The sequence below is a fragment of the Streptomyces monashensis genome (assembly GCF_001866665.1).
Lineage (GTDB): Bacteria > Actinomycetota > Actinomycetes > Streptomycetales > Streptomycetaceae > Streptomyces > Streptomyces monashensis.
In genome coordinates this window covers 37,597-57,622 of sequence record NZ_MLYO01000079.1, presented here as the reverse complement: position 1 = coordinate 57,622, position 20,026 = coordinate 37,597, and the positions used below count along the sequence as shown (strand labels likewise).

Below are 20,026 nucleotides of genomic sequence, written 5' to 3'. Positions count from 1 at the left end.
ACTCCGACCTAAAACACGGCCTAGCCCAGGGACGGATTCCACAGCCGTCCCGGCCAAGCCCCATGTCTAGTCGCGACACCGGCATACAGGAACCTCAGATCTCGTAGGTAGCGCAGCCATCCCTTTCGCATGTAAACGCAGCCCTGCTGAAGGCGGAGTCACCACGTGCTGCCTCAGGTGAAACCTCACGAGGGCGGCGTGCTGCGGGCCGATGCAGTGCTCGTGCTGAGCGATGCTGGACAGCGGACGCTGACGCAACTGAGCGGGGTGCGCCCGGAGGTGCTGACCTGGGCGCTTCCGGCCTTGTTCGTCGAGGACGACAACGTCGGTGCGGACGGGGTGCGGCACGAGCAGTGTGGCGTGTGGGCGGGGCGTGCGGGTGGGGCGGTGGCGGGGCCGGGTGGCGCTCGGCTGCCGGTTGTGCGCGGCACGACGGTGCGGGGCCGGGGCGCGGGTCGTGCGCTACGCGCCGCGGTGGGACCGGATCTGCGAACGGCATGCGCGGTGTCAGCTGGACGCGGACCCCCAACAGGTCCTGGAGCGACTGGTGCTGCGCGGCCTGCCGGAGATCGTGACGGCGACGGTGGCGGACCGGGGCGCCTCGCTGTGCGGTGCGGGCAGGGGCGGCGCCTGGTCACGGGTTAGCTCTGGCGCACTCGGTCGTGGCCCGGTGGTGGGAACAGGCGCCGCACGGGCGGCGGGAGACGGCCTGGCCACGGCGCCTGCACGAGATCGCGCGTGGTCATGCGGGAGGGGATTTCCAGCGGTGGCGGACCGTGGGTCGGGACGCGGTCGTCTTCCCCGAGGTGGTGGCCGTAGCGGACGCGCAGTGGTGGCCGTAGATCCGGCCATCTGGCGTGCTCTGAACTTGGTCCAGCCCGCGTCGAGCCTGGCGAATCCCTACGGGACGCCCTCGCCGGCCAGGTGGAAGGGGAGACCGGCCCGCAGGGACAGGGGCTGCTCAGTGTTGAGCAGGGCACCGCCCGGGGTGGACGGGGGGAGCAACTCGGCGGGACGCACGCGAGCCCGGACCGGTGCCGGATGCCCGGATCCGCCCAACCGGGCTCCGTCCGAACGGCCTTGGCGTGCCGTGGGCGCCGGTGGGAGGCGGCGAACGCCGGTGCGGACGGTTAGGGTCGGTCCCGGACAGGACACGGGTCGGCCGAGGACGGGCCCGGCCGTCGCGAGCCGGCGGGGCGTGTGTGCGGGAGGCGAGATGCACGGTATCGGGGTCGAGCAGCGACGGGCACGGCTGGCGTGGCGCCATCGGCTCGCGGCCGAGGCACGGGCGGCGGACCCGGTGGAGGCGGCCGGGTCCATGCTGGCGCTTCACGGCACGGATCCCTCGTCGGTGTATCTGTCGGCCTGGGCGCGCATGACCGACGGGAGTGTCGCCGGGGTCGAGCGGGCCCTGTACGAGGACCGGACGCTGATCCGGTTGCTGGCCATGCGGCGCACCGTCTTCGTCACCCCGCTCGAACTGGCGCCGGTGCTCCAGGCGGCCTGCTCACGGTCGGTGGCGGTGCGCGAGCGCCGCAAGCTGCTGAAGATCCTGGCCGACTCCGGTATCGGCGATGGGGACGAGGCGGGTACCGAGCAGTGGCTGAAGGGCGCCGAGGAGGCGGCGCAACGGGCCCTGGAGGCGCGCGGCGAGGCGACGGCGAGTGAACTGGCCGGCGACGACCCGCGGCTGGCCGTCCAGGTGGTGCTGGCCCCGGGCAAGAAGTACGAGGGGCGGCAGAATGTCTCCAGCCGACTGCTGTTGCTCATGGCGGCGGAGGGGCGGGCGGTGCGGGGCCGACCCCGCGGCTCGTGGACCTCGCACCAGTACCGGTGGTCGTCGCTGAGCCGTTGGTGCCCCGAGGGCCTGGCCGAGCTGCCCATCGCCGAAGCGGAGACCGAACTGGCTCGGCGCTGGCTGCACACCTTCGGCCCCGCGCCCGCCGAGGACCTCCAGTGGTGGGCCGGCTGGACCAAGACGCAGACCGCGAAAGCCCTGGTCCCGGTGGCGACCACCGAGGTAGACCTGGGGAGCACGGTCGGCCTGGTGCTGAGCGACGACCTGGAGGACGTGCCCGCACCGGAGCCGTGGGCGTCGCTGCTGCCGGCGCTGGACCCCACGCCGATGGGCTGGAAGCAGCGCGAGTGGTTCCTCGGCCCGCACGGCCCGCGCCTGTTCGACCGGGCGGGCAATATCGGCCCATCGGTGTGGTGGAACGGGCGCATCGTCGGTGGCTGGGCCCAGGACGCGGACGGCGCGATCGTCTGCCGCTACCTGGAGGACGTCGGCCGGGACGCCCGGACTGCCGTGGACCGGGAGGCCGAGCGGCTGGCCGGCCGACTGGGCGGCACGCGGTTGGCCGCGCGGACCCGCGGCCGTACCTGGCTGGAGGAGGAGCTGGCCGGGAAGTGATCCGCGCCCCTGCGGAGCCGTGTGGTCGCGGGTCCCCCCGCCTTCTCCCTCTGCGACGCCTTACTCCGCCCTCCCCATGTGCAGCCCCTCAGCGGCTCCTACGCACCGTGCCCTCGGCGAGGACGACGGTGAAGCCACGCTCGACCGCCGCCACCTCCACCCGCACACCCTGGCACGGTGGCGGCGCGGCAGGACTGCGGGTGAGGTGAGAGCCGTCGGGCAGGGGACGGCGTCCTCACCAGTCACCTGCGCAACCCCGGGTCAGCGCACACACCACCGCGCGGATTCACTGGCCAACGGCAATCGCGTCACCGATGACAGCGCACGGTCTTCGGCCGGCCGCGTGTGTGGCGCCCCGCCACAGGCGGCGCGACGGGAACGCCACGAACCCGGCAGGCAGGGCACCCCGGCAGCCGGACCGGGAATCACCGGATCGTGCCGCACAGAGCCCGGCCGTCACCGGACTGGGCATAGCGGCAGGCCGCGAGACCGTGGTTGAGATCCTCACCGATCGCCTCGCACAGCGGCGCCAGGAACGGGCTCAGCCGGTGGCGATCACGTGCGTGATGGCCGCCGAGGCCGTCGATGACGCTGCGCGGTGCGGCGAGCGAGGGGCCCGCAGCGGACCGGCCGGCGAGCGGCGGCGCGTTTTCGGGCCGGGCACCCCGACGCGGCACAAGAGTTCAGGGCCGGATCGATCGGCACCGGGAAAGACGCGCTGATGTCGGGGGCTGTCAGACCGGGGGGCTACGCTCGGCTCCGCCGGCAGCAAGTCGAACTCACGACCGGAGCCGCGCGGCTGGAATGGAGACCCAGGACATGGATGAAATGTTCGAGCCGGATGACTACCTCGCCGAGTTCTTCGCGGCGCTGACCGCTCTGGAGGCCGGCGAGCAGCTGGCCAGCCCGTCCCGGTTTCGGCGTGTCGAGCTGGACTTCGGGGGCGAAACCGCCTGGTTTGAAGGCATGTTCGGCGGCGAGACGTTCGGTGTCGATGCGGGCAAGGGGCCGCGCGCGGTGTATCTCATGCTCGACGGCGACGGAGAGGCGGGTACCGATCGTGCGGGCGATGTGGTGCCCGAGGTGCGGGCCGTCCTGGTGCGGTTCGGCGACACCCTGCCGGTGGAGGCGGGTTGGGAAGGCGAACGCCTGCTGACTCCCTCCGGCTTCCTCGTGCTCCACGGCCACCTGCTGAACTCGGGCCTGGAGGGTCTGCTCCCGGTGGTAACCCGCGCCCTCGCGGCCCTGAAGCGTCGACCGCCGGTCCAGCACGGACACTGGGACCGGGCAGCAGACCTGGAACAGGGGCTCGCGCAGGCAGGCATCGACGCCGCCACGCTCACGGCCGCTGCCGAACCGGGCGACTTCACCGAGGGCTGGCTGATCGCCTCGGACGGACCGTCGAAGGACACGGTACTCGGATGCTTCGTCGACCCGGACGGCTGCCAGCTACTCCCCTGCCTCGACGCCGAAGGCAACGAGGTCGCCGCCCTGCTCCACTGAGAACCTGGAAAACAAGCCGCTCCCGTAGAACCCGGTGGCCCACCCACATCCGAGAAGCGCCTCCCATGGCTGTCTCATCCGCCACCGCCGCGGGCGTTGCCCGCCCGGTCGTGCTCCGTCACCGCCGCGACAGGAGCAAACGCCGACCAACCCCCACCTTGCTCGGCCCAACGCGGGAACCGGGCGCACGCCACCCTCGCCCCACCGGCGGTCAACGTCGTCACCATCTGACGCGACGAGCAACAAAGGCGGTCACGTCCGGACGGCCGAAGACCTTGAGGTCGATACCGTCATGAAATCGGCAAGTCATCTCGGTTCTTCACGCCGGAGATGGCACCGTAAATACGCGTGAAAACGATTGGAACCAGACAGACCGACCGCTCCATTCGTTGGAGGCTACTTCTGGCCAGCGCCACCATGCTCTTCGTCGAGCTGGCACTGATCAGATGGGCCGGCGCCAACGTCGTCCACCTCAGCTACTTTTCGAACTTCATCCTGCTGGGGTCATTCCTGGGTATCGGCATCGGGTTCCTGATCCCCGCCGCGCGCGGGCAGTGGCTCACACGCTGGGCAGCGGTTCCACTCGCGCTTCTCGTCATTCTGGTACTCGCGTTTCCGGTGCAGGTGCGTCAGAGCAGCGGCCAGGTCATCTACTTCACCGCAGTGAAGACCACCGGCTTCCCCGAGTGGGTGACGCTGCCGGCCATCTTCCTGCTCACTGCGGTGATCATGACTGCAATCGGCAAGGTCGCCGCAGATCTGTTCCGCCGGCTTCCCTCGCTCGATGCCTACCGCTACGACCTGCTCGGCAGCATCACCGGCTCGGTGTCCTTCGCCGTGGTGTCCTGGCTGCGCGCTCCGTCGGTCGTATGGGGCGTGCTCGCCGCCGCTGCCCTGCTGATCCTCGGCGGACGGCGCAACACCCTGCGGTACGGCATCCCCCTCGCGGCGATGGTCGCCGCGCTGTTCGTGGAGACGACGACGGCAGGCATCTCCTGGTCCCCCTACTACAAGATCCAGCTCACGCCCGTGACATCCACCACCGGGGGGTATCGCATCTCCGCCAACGGTGTCCCGCACCAGAGCATCGCACCGCTCCGCGTGCTGGCGCGGAAGAACTCGCCCTACCGGCAGCCGTACGACCGCACGCCCGCCAACCCGCACAAGCGCGTGCTGGTCATCGGGGCCGGCAACGGCAATGACGTCGCGGTCGCCCTGGCCCACGGAGCGCAGCGCGTGGACGCGGTCGAGATCGATCCCCGGCTGCAGCAGATCGGCGCCCAGCTGCACCCCGCGAAGCCGTACGACGACCCCCGGGTGCACGTCCACATCAATGATGGACGGGCCTTCCTGGAGCGGACGAACGCCAAGTACGACCTCGTCGTCCTGGCGTTGCCGGACTCGCTGACGCTGGTGGCCGGGGCGAGCAACCTGCGCCTGGAGAGTTACCTGTTCACTCAGCAGGCCTTCGAGGCAGCTCGCGATCATCTGGCGCCCCACGGCGCGTTCGCCATGTACAACTACTACCGGACGAGCTGGCTGGTCGACCGCTTCGCCGGCTCCCTCGATGACATCTACGGGCACGCCCCCTGTATGACGACGTTCGGCAAGAACGCGGCCGTGCTGGTGGCCGGGATGACCACCGCCGACCAGTCGTGCGAGCGGATCTGGCAGCCCAGCGGCGCAGTCCCGGCAGCCGCGAGCGATGACCACCCTTTCCCGTATCTGCTCCACCGGGACATTCCCACGCTCTACTTGAGCGTGCTCGGCGCGATCCTGCTGGTGACGCTCCTGGCGGTGCGCCTGACCGGGGTCCGGATCCGAAGCACGGTCCGCTACACCGACATGTTCCTGATGGGCGCGGCCTTCATGCTGCTCGAAACGAAGAACGTGATCGGCTTCGCGCTCTACTTCGGTACGACCTGGCTAGTCAACGCCCTGGTCTTCATCGGCGTCCTGCTCGCCGTCCTCGCGGCGGTCGAGGTCCGGCGCCGGCTGCGGCGGGTCAACCAGCTGCCGCTGCAGCTCCTGCTCTTCGCCACCCTCGCGGCAGCCTGGCTCGTCCCGGCGCACGCCGTACTCTCGCTGCCCTTCGCCGGACGGCTCGCCGCCGCCATCGCCCTGGCCTTCGCCCCCATCTTCTGCGCCAACCTCATCTTCTCGGACCGCCTCGCGCTCGCCGCGGACCCGACATCCGCGTTCGGCGCGAATCTGCTGGGAGCGCTGACCGGGGGCGCACTGGAATACCTGGCGCTGATGACGGGCTATCAGGCACTGCTGCTGGTCGTCGCCCTGCTGTACCTGGGGGCGTGCATCGCCATGCGGATCGCCGGGCGCGGGCCGGGTGCGCAGTCACCAGAGGTGCTGGACGCAACGGTGGCCCTCAACAGCCGGTAGAGCTGGGGCAGGTTGGTGTGGCTGTGTGGATACGCTCCTTCGCCCCACCCGCAGCCGTCATGTCGATGGCAACCGCGCTCCGCCATAGGGCAGGAGCGTTCCATCGACGTCTCGGCCCCTGACAGCCCTGACCCGGTCGGGCGAGGCAGCGGAAAAGCCAAGGAGTCGGACCCCGGCCACACGCCTGGTGAAGGACAGCTCCTGTGCTGTGCAGCGCTCGCCCTGACGGCCCCGGCGCAGGCAGTGCGGCATGAACCGGGTAGCGGCCTCCAACTCGACCCACCGAGGAATGACATGCGGACGGCAGCACCGAAAATGTGCCTCACCAGCGCCATCGGACTGATACCGCCCACGCGGGCAACCGCCCCGGCAGCGCTCCCCACGATCGTGAACGGGGGGGCAAGCATGAGTGCCGACGTCATCGTCTCGGGCGCGGGCCCCGTCGGGTTGCTGACCGCCGCGCTCCTCGACTCGGCCGGGGTGAAGGTGGAGGTCCTCGAGCGGCTCACCGAGCGCAGCACGAATTCCCGCGCCGCCGTCATGCATCCCCGCACGCTGGAGGTCCTGCCGACGGTGCGGACCGGGTACGGCCGCAGGCTCACCGACATCCTGCTGTCGTACGGCCGCGCGGTGCCCCGGACGCACTTCGGCATGCTGCCGCAGCTGCTGGACTACTCCGAGCTGGACACGCCCTACCCCCACATCCTGCAGATAACCCAGGCCACCACCGAGCGGGTGCTGGCCTCGCTCGTCGAGGCGCGCGGCATCCCCGTGCACTACGGCCAGGAGGTCACCGGGTTCGAGCGGGACGACACCGTCGTGCGCGTGCAAGGAGGCGACACCGTCCGCACGGCCCGATACCTGGTCGGAGCCGCCGGCGCGTGGAGCCCGGTCCGCCAGCAGGCCGGCATCGAGTTTCCCGGCACGCCCGGCAGCACGGTGTCCTTCCTCGCAGATGCCGAACTGGACGCGGCGCCGCAGAACGCGACCCACGTATGGGACCACGAAACGGGCTGGGTCGGTGTCGTGCCGCTCTTCGACGGCATCCACCGAGTGTTCGGCGTTCTGCCCGAGGACACCGGCCTGACGCCCGAGCAGGTCACCGCCAGGCGGAGCCGGCCGCTCACCCTCGAGGACCTGCGCGGCATCCTCAAGCGTGTCGCCGGCACTGACTACGGGCTGCGCAACGCGGTGTGGATCTCCACTGCCGGCAACACCATCCGCCACGCGACCCGGTACCGGGCCAACCGTGTCTTGGTCGCCGGTGACGCCGCGCACGTGCACTTCCCCGCGGGCGACCAGGGAGTCAACGTCGGCATGCAGGACGCCGTCAACCTCGCATGGAAGCTCGCCGCCGAGGTCAAGGGCCGGGCCACACCGCTGATCACCGGCGGCGCGGCCTCCTACGACCGTGAACGCCGCCCGGTGGCCGAGTCCCTGGCCCAGAACACGCAGGCCCAGACCGCGCTGACGACCACGTTCACCCCCCAAGGCTCGGCCCTACGCGAGCTGATGAGCACGCTGCTCACCCGGCCGGAGGCCAACGCGCGCCTGGCCGGACTGCTGTCGGGGCTGAGCGTGTCCTACACCCCCCCGATGCGGGCCACCCGCTGGACGGGCCCCGCGCACCAGACTTGAGTCTGCGCACGGGGACACCCCGCTGCACCGGCTACGCGTCGACCGCTTCCTGCTGCTGGACTTCACCCCTGGCGGGGAGCTGGCCCCGCTGGGCTCACCGACGGTGGAGGTGGTTGCGGCCGACCCCTGATCCAGGCCGGCGGCCGCGCTGGTACGGCCCGAAGGACACCATCGCCCGCCTCGCTGCCGAGCTTCGCGCCCCGCACTGCCCCGGACACCGCCGCAGAGCTGTCCCCTGACAACACACCCAACGAAGGAGCACCACCGACGAGCCACAAACGCCCGTTTTCCAACGAGACCCACGAACGCCTCTACCTCGTCATGAGCCGACTCGTCGGCGACGACCCGAGCACACTCATGCCGAAGCTCAAAGAACACCTCGCCTTGGGAGCCGACCTCGAAAGCAAGGGGATCACCTTCGAAGGCGGACCCCTCATGACGCCCGACGGCAGGAACTCCGAAACCGGCGCTCCCCATCCCCACCGTCAACCGCTGGTACCCCGCAAGAGGCGCCCGGCCGAATCGGCCTGAGACCGGCGCTGCCCGAAGCCAACTGATCAAGCCGCGTCTCGTCAACCACGAAGCAGGCTCGCTCGAAACGATCGCGGCCCTCCTGTGCGGCTACGCGCCCCGAGCCACTGACGGATATGCACGCGGCGCCGAGCGCCACTCCGACGCTGGCTGCCGGGAGGTCTGCACCACCGCCGACCACGGCCGGGTGCGCAACCGGTACGGGTGCGAGGCCGAGGACCGGCTGGTCGCCCGTAGAAGGGTCCGCGGATGACTCCCCCATTGGCTGCGCTCGGGGCGCATGCGGCGTCGAGGGCGTGCACGGTGATTGCATGAACACCGCGACAGCTGAACCCTGTGAACCGCTCCGAAGCCGTTTCCGGGATTCCGCGCGTATTCGCGGTGCGTGCCGCCCTGGAGCCTTGCCTGTGCGGCAGACGTGGTTGCGGCCCCTTGCTCACCGCTCGGAGAGACGCCATGACTGGTGCGCCAGACAGGTCAGGAGTTGCCAAGGTGCGAGCCGTCAGCCTTGTCCTCCTGACCTCCGTGGCAGTGACCGGAGCGCTGCTGCAGCCGAACCCCGCCGTCGCGGACCGTGCGAAGGCCGCACACGGCACAGACTCACCCTCCGGCGGGCACGTGCCGATGCCCCCAGGAGCACATGGCGAGGTCGTCCCCAGGGAGGCCTTGACACCCGCCGCTCCCACCCTGCCGCGTGACGGGTGGACCGCCACCGCCGACAGCGACGAGGACACCGGCGCGGACAACCACCACGCCCAGGAGCCACAGCCGCACAGCATCACCATCGACATGCACCGCACCGCCGTCGTCTCGGGCCTGATCTATCAGCCGCGCCAGGACGGCAGCCCCAACGGCCGGATCGGCGAATACGCCATCTACCTGAGTGCCGACGGCACTACCTGGGGGAAGCCGGTAGCCACGGGAACCCTGGCAGACGACGCGGCTGTCAAGAAGCTGCGGTTCGCCGCCGGACGCACCCGCTACGTGCGGCTGACCGCCACCTCCGAGGCCGGCGCGCGCGGGCCGTGGGCCTCGGCGGCGGAGATCAACCTGCTCGGGGATCCAAGCACGCCCGGACCCGGCGTCGACCTGCCGCGCGACGGGTGGACGGCCACCGCCGACAGCGAAGAGACCCAAGCGGGTGACGGTCGTGCCCAGAACGCACTGGACGGCGCCCCTGGCACCATCTGGCACACCCAGTGGTCCGGCGATGCCCCACCGCAGCCGCACAGCGTCACCATCGACATGCACCGCACCGCCGTCGTCTCAGGCCTCTCCTACGAGCCACGACTGGACGGCAGCGCCAACGGTCGCATAGGCCAGTACTCGATCACCACCAGCACGGACGGCACCACCTTCGGGAAACCGGTGGCAACCGGGACCTGGAAGGACGACGACACCGTCAAGGGTGCCACCTTCGACCAACCCGTCACCGCGCGCTATGTCCGCCTGACGGCCATCACCGAGGCCGGCGGCCGCGGGCCGTGGTCCTCAGCCGCCGAACTGCGCCTGAGTGGTCCGGCCAACCCCGCTGAACACGGTGAGTGGGGCCCGCTGATCGGCTTCCCACTGGTGCCGGTGGCGACCGCCGTACTGCCCAACGACAAACTCCTGGCCTGGTCCGCCTACGCCCCCGACCGCTTCGGCGGAAGCAACGGCTACACCCAGACCGCCATCATGGACCTGACCACCGGCAAGATCACCCAGCGCCGCGTCGACAACACGAAGCACGACATGTTCTGTCCCGGCACCGCGATCCTCTCCGACGGCCGGGTTCTGGTGACCGGTGGCAGCAACGCCGGGCGCGCCAGTATCTACGACCCCGCCACCGACGAGTGGACCTCCACCAGCGACATGAACATCGCGCGCGGCTACCAGGCCATGACCCTGCTGCCCAACGGTGACGCTTTCGTCATCGGCGGTTCCTGGGGCCGCGACAACGCTCCGGACAAGGGCGGCGAGATCTGGTCGGCCGCCACTGGCACCTGGCGCAAACTGTCCGGCGTACCGGTCACCCCCACCCTGACCGCCGACCCGGCGGGTCCCTTCCGGGCAGACAACCACGAATGGCTGTACGCCACGTCCAACGGACGAGTCCTGCAGTTCGGCCCCAGCAAACAGCTCAACTGGATTTCCACCGATGGCGAGGGCGGCATCACCCCGGCCGGCACCCGCGCCGACAGTCTCGACGCGATGAACGGCGATGCCGTCGCCTACGACGTGGGCAAGCTCCTCACCCTGGGTGGCGCCACGGCATACGAGAACGCGACGGCCACCAACCGTGCCTACACCGTCGGCGTCAAAGACCCCGACGGGGAGCCTGTCAGCGTCCGCACCGGCGACATGGCCTACGCCCGCTCCTTCGCCAACAGCGTCGTCATGCCAAACGGCAAGGTCGCGGTCTTCGGGGGACAGTCCTACGCCAAGCCCTTCAGCGACGGCCACTCCGTCCTGAGCCCCGAGATATGGGACCCCGCCACCGGCCGCTTCACACCCATGGCATCCATGGCGCTCCCCCGTAACTATCACAGCGTCGCCAATCTGCTGCCCGACGGTCGGATCTTCACGGGAGGCGGCGGCCTGTGCGGCGACTGCGAAACGAACCACGCCGACGGAGCGATCTTCACCCCGCCCTACCTCCTCAACCCCGACGGCAGCGAAAAGCCCCGCCCTCACATCATCAGCAGCGTTCCCACCGACGTCGCACACGGGCAGCGGCTTACGGTGACGACCGACATGCCCATCGACAAGTTCGCCCTGGTCCGAGCCGGAGCCGCGACCCATTCCGTCGACAACGACCAACGCCGAATTCCGCTGACGCCCCGCAAGACCGCAGCCAACACCTACGAACTCGACATCCCGGCCGACCCCGGCGTGGCACTTCCCGGCACGTACATGCTCTTCGCGCTCAACCAGCAGGACGTTCCCAGCAAAGCCGCAATCCTCACCGTCAACTCCGCAGGCACCCGAGGAGCGCAGCGCTAGGCCGGTCGTGATCCTTGCGGACAAGGCCTATTCGTCCCGCGCGTTCCGCGACCACCTGCGCGATCGATGATCCCGGTCCCGGCGGACCAACGAGCCCACCGGCTGCGACGGGGCAGCCGGGGAGGCCGGCCGCCGGCCTTCGACCGCGAGCGCGGCATCGCCACCCGCTACGAGAAGACCGCGACCATCTACCTGGCCGGACCCCACGTGACAGGCATCTTCCGCTGGTCTGCCCGCTGATCCAAACGACGCCCCCCAGCACAGCAGAGCCACAAGCCTCTCCGTCTCACAGCAGCGTGGGCCGGGCCAGACGTCTCCCGGCCCGGCCCGGCCCACGCCCACGCCCACGCCCACGGCCACGGCCACTGATATTCCACGCGTCATGGGGTGAGCACGATCTTCTTACCCCCGGCCCGTCCGGTAACCGCCCGGTCGAACGCAGCCGGTCCCTCGCTCAGCGGCTGGGGTTCCGGTGCGAGTTTCAGGGTTCCCGCGGCCGCCTGCTCCGCCAACTGGGCAAGCTGCGCGGCGTCGGGCTCGACGTAGAGGTCCCAACTCGTGATGCCTCGTTCCTCCGCAGGCGCGTCCGAGGTCAGGGAGCACAGCCGGCCGCCGTCCCGCACCACAGGCAGGGCAGCGTCCGCCGTACCGGTGGCGATGGTGAGGGCGGCATCGAACCCGCCGCGTACCTCGGCCGCCCAGTTCGGGTCGTGGTAGTCGACGACCTCCGTCGCTCCCAGACCGAGCAGGCGCTCCGCGGCGGCAGCGGACGCGGTCGCGGTCACCTCGATGCCCATGGCCGCCGCGAGCTGGACGGCCAGGGCTCCGGTGGCCCCGCCTCCGTTGGTGATCAGGAGCCGCTGTCCCCGGCCGAGGCCCAGCTTCTCCAGGGCCTGCACCGCGGTGAGTCCGTTGACCGGCAGCGCCGCCGCGTGCACGGCGTCCAGCCCGGACGGGCAGGCTGCCGCGTGATCCGCGTTGACCAGCACGCGTTCGGCCCAGAAGCCGCTTCCCCCGGGCAGCGGGGCCTCGTGTGCGAGCACCCGGTCGCCCACCGCGAACCCGGTGACACCCGCGCCGACGGCCAGCACCCTGCCCGCGCCCTCCACGCCCAGCGCCGCCGGGGGACGCAGCCCCACGTCCCAGCCGGCGCCGTTCAGCAGCTCGTCCCACGGGCCGACCCCGGCCGCCTCAACCGCCACCAGGACCTGACCGGGCCCGGGAGATGACGGTTCGGGCAACTCCAGCAGGGCGACTCCCTTCCCGGCCCCGGACACTCCGCACGCCTTCACAGCAGATCATCGTCCTCTCACTCAGTCCGGCCGACCGGGAGGTACGGGCCGGAACCCAAAGCAGGCACCAGTGTCGACCTCAAGATCCCGTACAAAGGGTCGCTCGTGCTCTCAGCCGCATTGGTGTCGAGCCTATGCAGCCAGTTGCCCGGACATGTGGTCCAGTCAAAGAGTGACCAACTGGGCCAATCGTGGAAGAGATCTGCGCCTGGACCTTGGGGCGGGCGCTCGAGCAGGCGCTGCGCCCCCGCTCGCCCTACCGACGGCCGCTTGCCCTGGTCGAGGAACCCAGGCGCGACTGTTTCCCTGTCGAGGAAGCGGTACGAGCGGGTGATGCACTCGCGGACGTCGAGCGCGAGTCCTCGTCGCTCACAAAAGCGCCCGGGGTGGTGTGCACTGGCGCCTCGCTCGTCGGACAGGCTTGACTCACGCGGGGCCCAGCATCGTCGGTGGTGCCGGGCGCGGCGGTGAAGCCGAAGCGGGCGCGAGTCTCGATCATGAGGGTGGACACCAAGCGCTCGACTTCGCCGTCGTGCTCGGGGTACATGCCCTTCCGTCTTGTCGAGCTGATCGAGCAGCAGATGGCCGGCGGTCGCCAGAATCCGGCACCTGACCGCATCACGCTGTGGTTCGGTGCCGTACTCCTTGAGGAACACGTGCGTGTCCTCCGTGATCGGTTGCCCACCGGCGTCAAACTCGTGCAGGCTCAAGCCCTCCGAAGCGAACGCTCCGCACCGGGCGTGGACGTAGGCAGCATGCTCATCGCTCCCGTTCGCCGAGTGCCGACCGTTTTCAGGCGCCCGGCGGTGTGCCGACTCCAACTCGATGTGGCGTTGAGCCGCCAGCACGATCCAGGGTTGTTCCGGAATGTGCACGCGGTGTGCTCCCTTGGCCGCGCATACGGCCGCCTCCCTTCCAGAGCGGGGGACTCTCGACCGGGAACGACTCCAGCAGCCCCACTTCGCTCTCCAGCCGCCGGTCGCCCCGCTGGTGTCCCAAGAGCCGTCCGGCACTGCAGCTGTTGGGCCGTGTCGGCTTCTCTCGTTCGGTTCCGTGGCCGATTCCGGCCCGAGGAGGGAGCCGACCCTCCCCCCGGCGGGCAGGGCCAGGCGCGGAACATCGCATGGTTCGCCCGGGGGCGCCACCCCCTCGCCGCTCTCAGGGCACGCACGGGCCACCGGTCATCTGCGGCTTGGGCTCGCCTCGTAGGTTTTGCGGCCCTGACGATCTGCTCGAGACGGTTGCGTTGTTTTCTCGGAGCCGGCAGGAGAAAGTCGCCCCGAGGAGGAATCCGTTTCCCGCTCCCGAACGTATCCCGGGTAGAGCGAGTTTCGGGAGGAACACGATGGCTGTCTTCACCAATGTCCTGCTCGCGTTCCGTGGTCACCATCGCGATGACGATCACGGGCACCGGCACGACCACCACCGTCACGACCACGACGACCGTCACGGCCACCGGCACGACCACGACGACCGCCACGACCACGACGACAACGACCACCGCTACTGAGACCACACACCAGGCCGAGCGGACCGGTAACCGGGTGAACCGGTCCGCTTCGCCGCTCTCCGGGGAACGCATCACATGGTGCACATCCCGTGGCGTCCGTCGGCAGTGGGCGAGGCCGCCGACGGCGTTGTCGCGCCCGCTCCCGCCGTCTCGCCGCGCGCGGTGTTCCTGCGGTTGTGGCCGTACACACGCGGCGGCCGCCGCTGGCTCGTCCCGGTTCTCTTCTTCAGCCTGGCCGGCCCCGCCGTCGACGCCACGGAGATCTGGCTCTTCAAGACCGTCGTGGACGGCGTGCTCGTCCCCCGTGACCTGCGGCCACTGCTGTGGATCGTGCCGCTCTACCTGGGGCTCGTCGTCGGCTCCGGGGTGCTGGCGTACGCCGACGAGGTCACGTCGACTTGGGTCGGCGAGCGTTTCCTGCTCACACTGCGCTCGGCGGTGTTCCGGCACGTCCAGGGCCTGTCGCTCGGCTTCTTCGAGCGCCGGCGACTCGGGGACCTGCTGTCCCGCCTCACCGGGGACATCGACGCGGTCGAGACTTTCCTGCTCTCGGGAGTGGCGGACGTACTGTACTACGTCGCACAACTGGCCTTCTTCCTGGGCCTGTTGTTCTACCTGCGCTGGGACCTGACCCTGCTCTCCCTTGTCATCGTGCCACTGTTCTGGGCCGCCGCACGGCACTTCGCCCGGCAGCTGAAGGGGGCTTCGCGGGAGCGCAGACGGCGCGGCGGCGCACTCGGCGCGGTCGCCGAGGAGGCGCGCGGCAACGTGGCCCTGGTGCAGGCGTACAACCGGCAGGAGTGGGAGCAGGCCCGGTTCGAGCGGGAGAACGCGGGCCGGTTCCGGGCAGCGATGGCCTCGGTGCGGATCCGGGCCGTCTACGGACCTGTGGTCGAGATCATCGAGGTGACGGGTGGGCTCGCGGTCCTGGGCCTGGGCACCTGGAAGCTGGCTCAGGGCCAGCTCACACTCGGCGGACTGCTCGTGTTCCTGGCGCTGATCGGAAAGCTCTACGGCCCGGTCCACGGTCTGTCTGCACTGGGCACCGCTTTCTCCGCGGCCGCCGCCTCGGCCGAACGGATCATCGAGCTGCTGGACCAGCGCCCGCAGGTCGTGGAGGTGCCGGGCGTCCGACGCACCGGCCGCGCGCGGGGTGAGGTCGAGTTCGACGGAGTCTGGTTCCGGTATCCGGGGGCCCGCGCGTGGGCGCTGTCGGACGTGTCGTGCCACGTGGCCCCGGGCGAGACGCTGGCGCTGGTCGGGGCCAGCGGGGCGGGCAAGTCGACGCTCGCCAGGCTCCAGTTGCGCTTCTACGACCCCGACCGGGGAGCGGTCCGGCTCGACGGCGTCGATCTGCGGGAGCTGAGCCTGACCTACGTCCGGGAGAGCGTCGCGGTGGTGCTCCAGGAGACGCTCGTCTTCCACGGCACTGTGCGGGAGAACATCGCCTACGGCCGGCCGGGGGCGAGCGAGGCGGACGTCGTCGCGGCGGCGCGGGCGGCCGACGCCCACGCGTTCGTCGAACGGCTCCCGCAGGGCTACGACACCCTGGTCGGCCAGCGCGGCCGGACGCTGTCCGGCGGACAGTGCCAGCGCCTCGCGATCGCCCGCGCGATGATCAGGGACTCGCCCGTGCTCCTGCTGGACGAGCCGACCACCGCGCTCGATGTGCGCTCGGCCCGGCGGATCATGGATCCGCTGTGCCGACTCATGGCCGGGCGGACGACGATCGTCATCTCGCACAATCTGCTCACCGTCCGCGACGCCACGCGGATCGTGGTGCTCGACCACGGCCGGATCGTGGAACAGGGCGCCCACGACGACCTGCTGCGAGGCGGGGGGACGTACGCCCTGCTGCACCGGCTGAGCGCGCAAGCGGCGGTGTCCTGAGCGGTGTCAAGCGGCCTTCACGTGTCGTTCGGCTCAGGTCTCCGGCTCCACGACGTGACCCGTGCGCAGGTGGGCCGTGGCGAGGACGGCGCCGTCGAGCGTGGTCAGCCGGGCGCCCGAGAGGGTCGACAGGTCGCCAGGGGCAGACACCCCCCACTCGCCGTGTCCACCGCTCAGGGGGAAGTCGCCGACGCGGACGGTCGTGCCGTCGGAGTGCTCGAGGACGCAGGTGACCCTGCCGGAGTACGAGGCATGCGGGCCGGTGAGAGCGACGGAGACGAAGACCCAGCCGGGGCTGCCCGGGTGGGCGTAGACCTCACCGACGGTGCCGCCGCCGCTCGCCGTGGAGACCATGTTCCCGACCAGCATGGGCTCGGCCTCGGTGGGGGGACCGGACGAGGCGACGACGTTCTCGACGGCGGTGCCGATTCCCCAGCCGGCGAACCCGACCGCGATGGTGAGCGCGGCGGCGACGGCCGCGAGCCGCATCCGGGCCCGCTTGGCGCGCCCGCGCAGATCCCGGGTCGCGCGGCCGAAGGCGCCCGCGGCGGGCTCGCTCGCCCCTGCCTGCTGGGCCAGCCTGCGCGCCGCCCTGGTCTCGAAGCCGAGCGGTGGCTCGCGACCGGGCAGCAGGCCGACGAGCCGATCGCCGACCAGGATGAGCTGGCGGACGTACTCCCGGCAGTCCGCGCACCGGTCCAGATGGGCGAGTGCCTCGGCTCGCTCCCGGCCGGGCAGCACGCCCAGCGCCAGCTCGGCGCCGATCTCCCGCAGCCGCTCGCAGTGCGCGTCACTGGACATGGTCGCCTCCCTTGGCGGGCGCGAGCGAGGTGCGCAGTTTGCCCATGGCGGCCCTGATCCGCGTCTTGGCGGTGCCCAGCGGGATCCGCTCCGTGTCGGCGATCTGCTGGGCGGTCATGCCGTAGATGCCCGCCATCACCAGAGCGCGGGCCTGTTCCCGGGGCAGCCGTGCCACGGCGGCCCGCAGCTGGGCGGAGGTCTCGTCGGCCAGGGCCCAGTGCTCGGGGGTCTCGGTGACGGCGCCGATGAGGGCGTCGAGGTCCTCGGGTGCCATCGGCTCGGCCCGCCGGGCGCGGACGGCGTCGACGGCGAGGTTGTGCGCGATGCTCGTCAGCCAGGTGGCGACCGAGCCACGGCGTGAGTCGTAGATCTGGGCGTGGCGCCACGCACGTTCGAACGTCGACTGGGCAATGTCCTCGGCCAGTTGCTCATCCCCGGTGACAGCCATGGCGACCCCGAAGACCCGGTGCTGGAACCTTCGTACGAAGACGACCGCGAGCTCCGGATCGCCCGTGGCCAGCCCGGACAGCAGAGCCTCGTCCGAAAGGCGGCCCCCGGGGAACCGGAAACCCGACACACCTTTGTATACGGTCGACGGCCGCCAGGGGATTGCCCGCCCACCTGCCCGCCCGTCGCGGAAGATCACATTCCCATTCTCCGCCGCCCGGTGGGGCGCCGCATGTGGGCTCAGTGCCCGTTCCGGGGGCCCGGCCGATGAGCGGCAACCTGGAGCCGGTGCGATGACGAGGAACAAGAACGCAGCGGCCGGCGACGCGACCGCAGTCGGCGGACAGCGTTGTCGCAAGCGCAGCTCCGGCAATGAGTGGGTCCCGGGCTGTTCGACTGAACCGGCCGACGCGAACAATGCCTTCGGTACGGCGGGCAGGGTCGAAAATGCGGCGCGTGCTGCCTCAAGGCCCATCAGCCAGCTCGGGATTTGCCGCGCGCACCAGGCCTTCCAGCAGCTCGACAGCGCGCTGGGCAGCGGGGTGCCGCGCAATCGACTTCTTCACCGCGAGACTGAGATACCGGACCGGGGTGGGGGACGCCAGGGCGACGGTCGTCAGGTACTCCGGCAGCTCGCCGATACCGAGTGCCGGCACCACGGTCAGCCCGATTCCCGTTGCCACGAAGGACATTGCGGTCCGGTAGTCGTGAGTTTCCACCACGAAACTCGGGGAGAACCCGGCTTGCGCGCAGGCATTGAGAAGCACCTGGCGGCACGCCCCTTGGCGGAGGTCGTTGTCCACCCAATGCCGCTCGGCGAGCTCTGCCAAGGGCACCACCGCCGCCTCGGCGAGTGGGTCGTCGACGCGGACGACGGCGAGGTAGGGATCCTCGGCGAGCCTGTGCACATCGACGGCCCCCGGGCGCTCGACACCCATCTCCTCCACGAAGATGTCGATATCCGGGTCGGCCGGCGTGAACTCGGTCAGCAGCAGCTCCAGCCGGAGGTCGGGGAACTCTGCACGCAGAGCGGCGACGGTCGGCGCCAGCCACGCCGCGCCGGCCGAGCCGAAGTAGCCGATCGAAAGGCTGCCGACCCGACCGGCGCGCAGATCGCCGACGACCCGCTCGACCCGGCTGAACGCCTCGAACAACGTGTCGGCCTCGGCAGCGAGGGTCCGGCCGGCCGGGGTGGGCTCGATGCCACGACCGGACCGTTCGAACAGCTGCAGTCCGGTCTCCCGTTGCAGTGTGGCGAGCTGCTGGCTCACCGCGGACGGTGTGTAGCCGAGCGCGGAGGCGCTCGCGCGGATCGAACCCGTCGCGACGACCGCCCTCAGGACGCGGAGTCGTGGGATGTCCAGCATGCTGCGAATGTACAGCCTTGCTTAACAGATGTATAGAACTCATCGCTTGTTCTGTACGGAAGTAGGGATGACGATGCCTGGGTGACCGATCTAGTTGAGACCGCCCGGCCCACTGGCGCCAGCAGGACAGACATCGGCAAGATCGCGGCAGCCGCCGGGCTCGCGGTGATGCTGTGGGCCTCGGCATTCGTCGCCATCCGCGGCGTTGGGAACGCGCTGTCCCCTGCGCCGCTGGCGCTGCTCCGGCTAGGCGTCGCGGCCGTCACGCTCACAGTGATCGCGGCGGCCAGGCGGGCGGTCCGCGTCCGCCTGTCCCGCAAGGCGTTCCTGCTGATCGCGGCGTACGCCGTGCTGTGGCTCGCCGGCTACACCGTCGCTCTCAACGCGGGGGAACGGCATGTCGATGCCGGGACCGCGGCATTGCTGGTGAACCTCGCGCCGCTGATTGTCGCTGTCGCTGCCGGGAAGTTCCTCGGTGAAGGCTTCTCACGATCTCTCATCGTCGGCTCGCTCGTCGCGCTGGGCGGAACCGCGATCATCGCGACCGGGGCCACCGCACAGCGTGACTGGGCAGGCGTTCTGCTGTGCCTGCTGGCCGCCGTGCTCTACGCCGCGGGCGTCATGATCCAGAAGGTCACGCTGCGCCACGTCGACGGGCTCGCCGCGATTTGGCTGGGCTGTGTCGTCGCCACCGTGGTCCTGCTGCCCTGGGTGCCGCGACTGGCCGGCGAGTTGCAGGTGGCGTCCGTCGGAGCGGTGCTCGGCGCCGTCTACCTGGGCGTGTTCCCCACAGCGATCGGTTTCACCGCGTGGGCGTACGCGCTGCGCCGCATGAACGCCGGCCGGCTTTCCGCGGTGACCTACGCCGTTCCGGCCGTGTCGGTGATGTTGTCGTGGCTGCTGCTCGCCGAGATCCCGACGGCATACGGGCTCGTCGGCGGCGTCCTCTGCCTGACCGGCGTCGCCATCTCCCGTCGGCGGTGAATCACCGACGGTCACCACCAGCCCGTGGGTTCGGGGCCAACTCACGAGGCCGGACTCGTCAGCCTGCTCCAGCAGAGCTCGTGCGGACTCCGCGTAGCGCACGGCCGTCGGTGGTGAAGGCTGACACCTGCTCGTCCATGCGCCTGTGCGGAAGAGTGAGCGCGGCGATCACGGTCGTGGTCCAGGCCCTGCCGTCAAACGTCACGCCCACATCAGCAGGGCTGCGATGGTGAGGGCTGATTGGTGGGACTCGGTTGTCTTGTCGTAC

General features: G+C 70.4%; 13 protein-coding genes and 1 pseudogene. 9 read left to right on the top strand and 5 right to left on the bottom strand.

Going from position 1 to position 20,026, the window contains the following annotated elements:
* The first annotated feature begins 1,216 nt into the window (after positions 1-1,216).
* Complete coding sequence (locus BIV23_RS38515) at positions 1,217-2,413, top strand: winged helix DNA-binding domain-containing protein (RefSeq protein ID WP_071385646.1); 1,197 nt, start codon at positions 1,217-1,219, stop codon at positions 2,411-2,413.
* Between the two features lie 425 nt (positions 2,414-2,838).
* Here BIV23_RS38515 and BIV23_RS38510 read toward each other — a convergent pair whose 3' ends face one another.
* Positions 2,839-3,090: a hypothetical protein gene (locus BIV23_RS38510; RefSeq protein WP_071385645.1), complete on the bottom strand. Its 252-nt coding sequence runs from the start codon at positions 3,088-3,090 to the stop codon at positions 2,839-2,841.
* 142 nt (positions 3,091-3,232) lie between these two features.
* On the opposite strand from BIV23_RS38510, the gene BIV23_RS38505 reads away from it, so the two are divergent.
* The 5 genes and pseudogenes from BIV23_RS38505 to BIV23_RS52705 form a co-directional block, all read left to right on the top strand.
* Positions 3,233-3,916 (top strand): hypothetical protein, encoded by a 684-nt coding sequence (locus BIV23_RS38505; protein WP_143079202.1) that lies wholly within the window; start codon positions 3,233-3,235, stop codon positions 3,914-3,916.
* A gap of 417 nt (positions 3,917-4,333) precedes the next feature.
* Positions 4,334-6,313 carry a spermine/spermidine synthase domain-containing protein gene (locus tag BIV23_RS38500; RefSeq protein ID WP_071385643.1) on the top strand — a complete coding sequence of 660 codons (1,980 nt, stop codon included), beginning with the start codon at positions 4,334-4,336 and terminating at the stop codon, positions 6,311-6,313.
* 405 nt (positions 6,314-6,718) lie between these two features.
* Complete coding sequence (locus BIV23_RS38495) at positions 6,719-7,951, top strand: FAD-dependent oxidoreductase (RefSeq protein WP_071385642.1); 1,233 nt, start codon at positions 6,719-6,721, stop codon at positions 7,949-7,951.
* A gap of 1,197 nt (positions 7,952-9,148) precedes the next feature.
* Entirely contained in the window at positions 9,149-11,467 is a 2,319-nt protein-coding gene (locus tag BIV23_RS38485) for a discoidin domain-containing protein (RefSeq protein WP_245790844.1), read from the top strand.
* Positions 11,466-11,707: pseudogene (locus BIV23_RS52705) on the top strand (IS5/IS1182 family transposase); the annotation flags it as partial. The gene BIV23_RS38485 and the pseudogene BIV23_RS52705, both read left to right, overlap by 2 nt.
* 140 nt (positions 11,708-11,847) lie before the next feature.
* Here BIV23_RS52705 and BIV23_RS38475 read toward each other — a convergent pair.
* Positions 11,848-12,744 (bottom strand): NADP-dependent oxidoreductase, encoded by an 897-nt coding sequence (locus BIV23_RS38475; protein ID WP_177240192.1) that lies wholly within the window; start codon positions 12,742-12,744, stop codon positions 11,848-11,850.
* Positions 12,745-14,104: 1,360 nt separating this feature from the next.
* Here BIV23_RS38475 and BIV23_RS50850 point away from each other — a divergent pair.
* On the top strand, positions 14,105-14,269 hold the full coding sequence (locus tag BIV23_RS50850; protein ID WP_177240191.1) for a hypothetical protein: 165 nt from the start codon (positions 14,105-14,107) through the stop codon (positions 14,267-14,269).
* Positions 14,270-14,344: 75 nt separating this feature from the next.
* Positions 14,345-16,159, top strand: a complete 1,815-nt coding sequence (locus BIV23_RS38470) for an ABC transporter ATP-binding protein (RefSeq protein ID WP_071385638.1) — start codon at positions 14,345-14,347, stop codon at positions 16,157-16,159.
* A gap of 33 nt (positions 16,160-16,192) precedes the next feature.
* On the opposite strand, the gene BIV23_RS38465 is transcribed toward BIV23_RS38470, so the two are convergent.
* The 3 genes from BIV23_RS38465 to BIV23_RS38455 all read right to left on the bottom strand — a co-directional run bounded on the left by BIV23_RS38465 (position 16,193) and on the right by BIV23_RS38455 (position 18,774).
* Positions 16,193-16,960 (bottom strand): hypothetical protein, encoded by a 768-nt coding sequence (locus BIV23_RS38465; RefSeq protein ID WP_071385637.1) that lies wholly within the window; start codon positions 16,958-16,960, stop codon positions 16,193-16,195.
* A complete protein-coding gene (locus BIV23_RS38460) occupies positions 16,950-17,537 on the bottom strand; it encodes an RNA polymerase sigma factor (RefSeq protein ID WP_071385636.1) in 588 nt (195 codons plus the stop codon). The genes BIV23_RS38465 and BIV23_RS38460 overlap by 11 nt, the downstream gene beginning before the upstream one ends.
* Before the next feature lie 334 nt (positions 17,538-17,871).
* Complete coding sequence (locus BIV23_RS38455) at positions 17,872-18,774, bottom strand: LysR family transcriptional regulator (RefSeq protein ID WP_071385635.1); 903 nt, start codon at positions 18,772-18,774, stop codon at positions 17,872-17,874.
* Positions 18,775-18,855: 81 nt separating this feature from the next.
* Between BIV23_RS38455 and BIV23_RS38450 the strand changes: the two genes are divergently transcribed.
* On the top strand, positions 18,856-19,758 hold the full coding sequence (locus BIV23_RS38450; protein WP_071385634.1) for a DMT family transporter: 903 nt from the start codon (positions 18,856-18,858) through the stop codon (positions 19,756-19,758).
* Positions 19,759-20,026 lie beyond the last annotated feature (268 nt).

Bases quoted from the DNA above. Each gene is read 5' to 3' on its own strand.
- BIV23_RS38515 (WP_071385646.1), top strand. From the start codon at position 1,217: ATGCACGGTATCGGGGTCGAGCAGCGACGGGCACGGCTGGCGTGGCGC.
- BIV23_RS38505 (WP_143079202.1), top strand. From the start codon at position 3,233: ATGGATGAAATGTTCGAGCCGGATGACTACCTCGCCGAGTTCTTCGCG.
- BIV23_RS38500 (WP_071385643.1), top strand. From the start codon at position 4,334: ATGCTCTTCGTCGAGCTGGCACTGATCAGATGGGCCGGCGCCAACGTC.
- BIV23_RS38495 (WP_071385642.1), top strand. From the start codon at position 6,719: ATGAGTGCCGACGTCATCGTCTCGGGCGCGGGCCCCGTCGGGTTGCTG.
- BIV23_RS50850 (WP_177240191.1), top strand. From the start codon at position 14,105: ATGGCTGTCTTCACCAATGTCCTGCTCGCGTTCCGTGGTCACCATCGC.
- BIV23_RS38470 (WP_071385638.1), top strand. From the start codon at position 14,345: ATGGTGCACATCCCGTGGCGTCCGTCGGCAGTGGGCGAGGCCGCCGAC.
- BIV23_RS38465 (WP_071385637.1), bottom strand. From the start codon at position 16,960: ATGTCCAGTGACGCGCACTGCGAGCGGCTGCGGGAGATCGGCGCCGAG.
- BIV23_RS38455 (WP_071385635.1), bottom strand. From the start codon at position 18,774: ATGCTGGACATCCCACGACTCCGCGTCCTGAGGGCGGTCGTCGCGACG.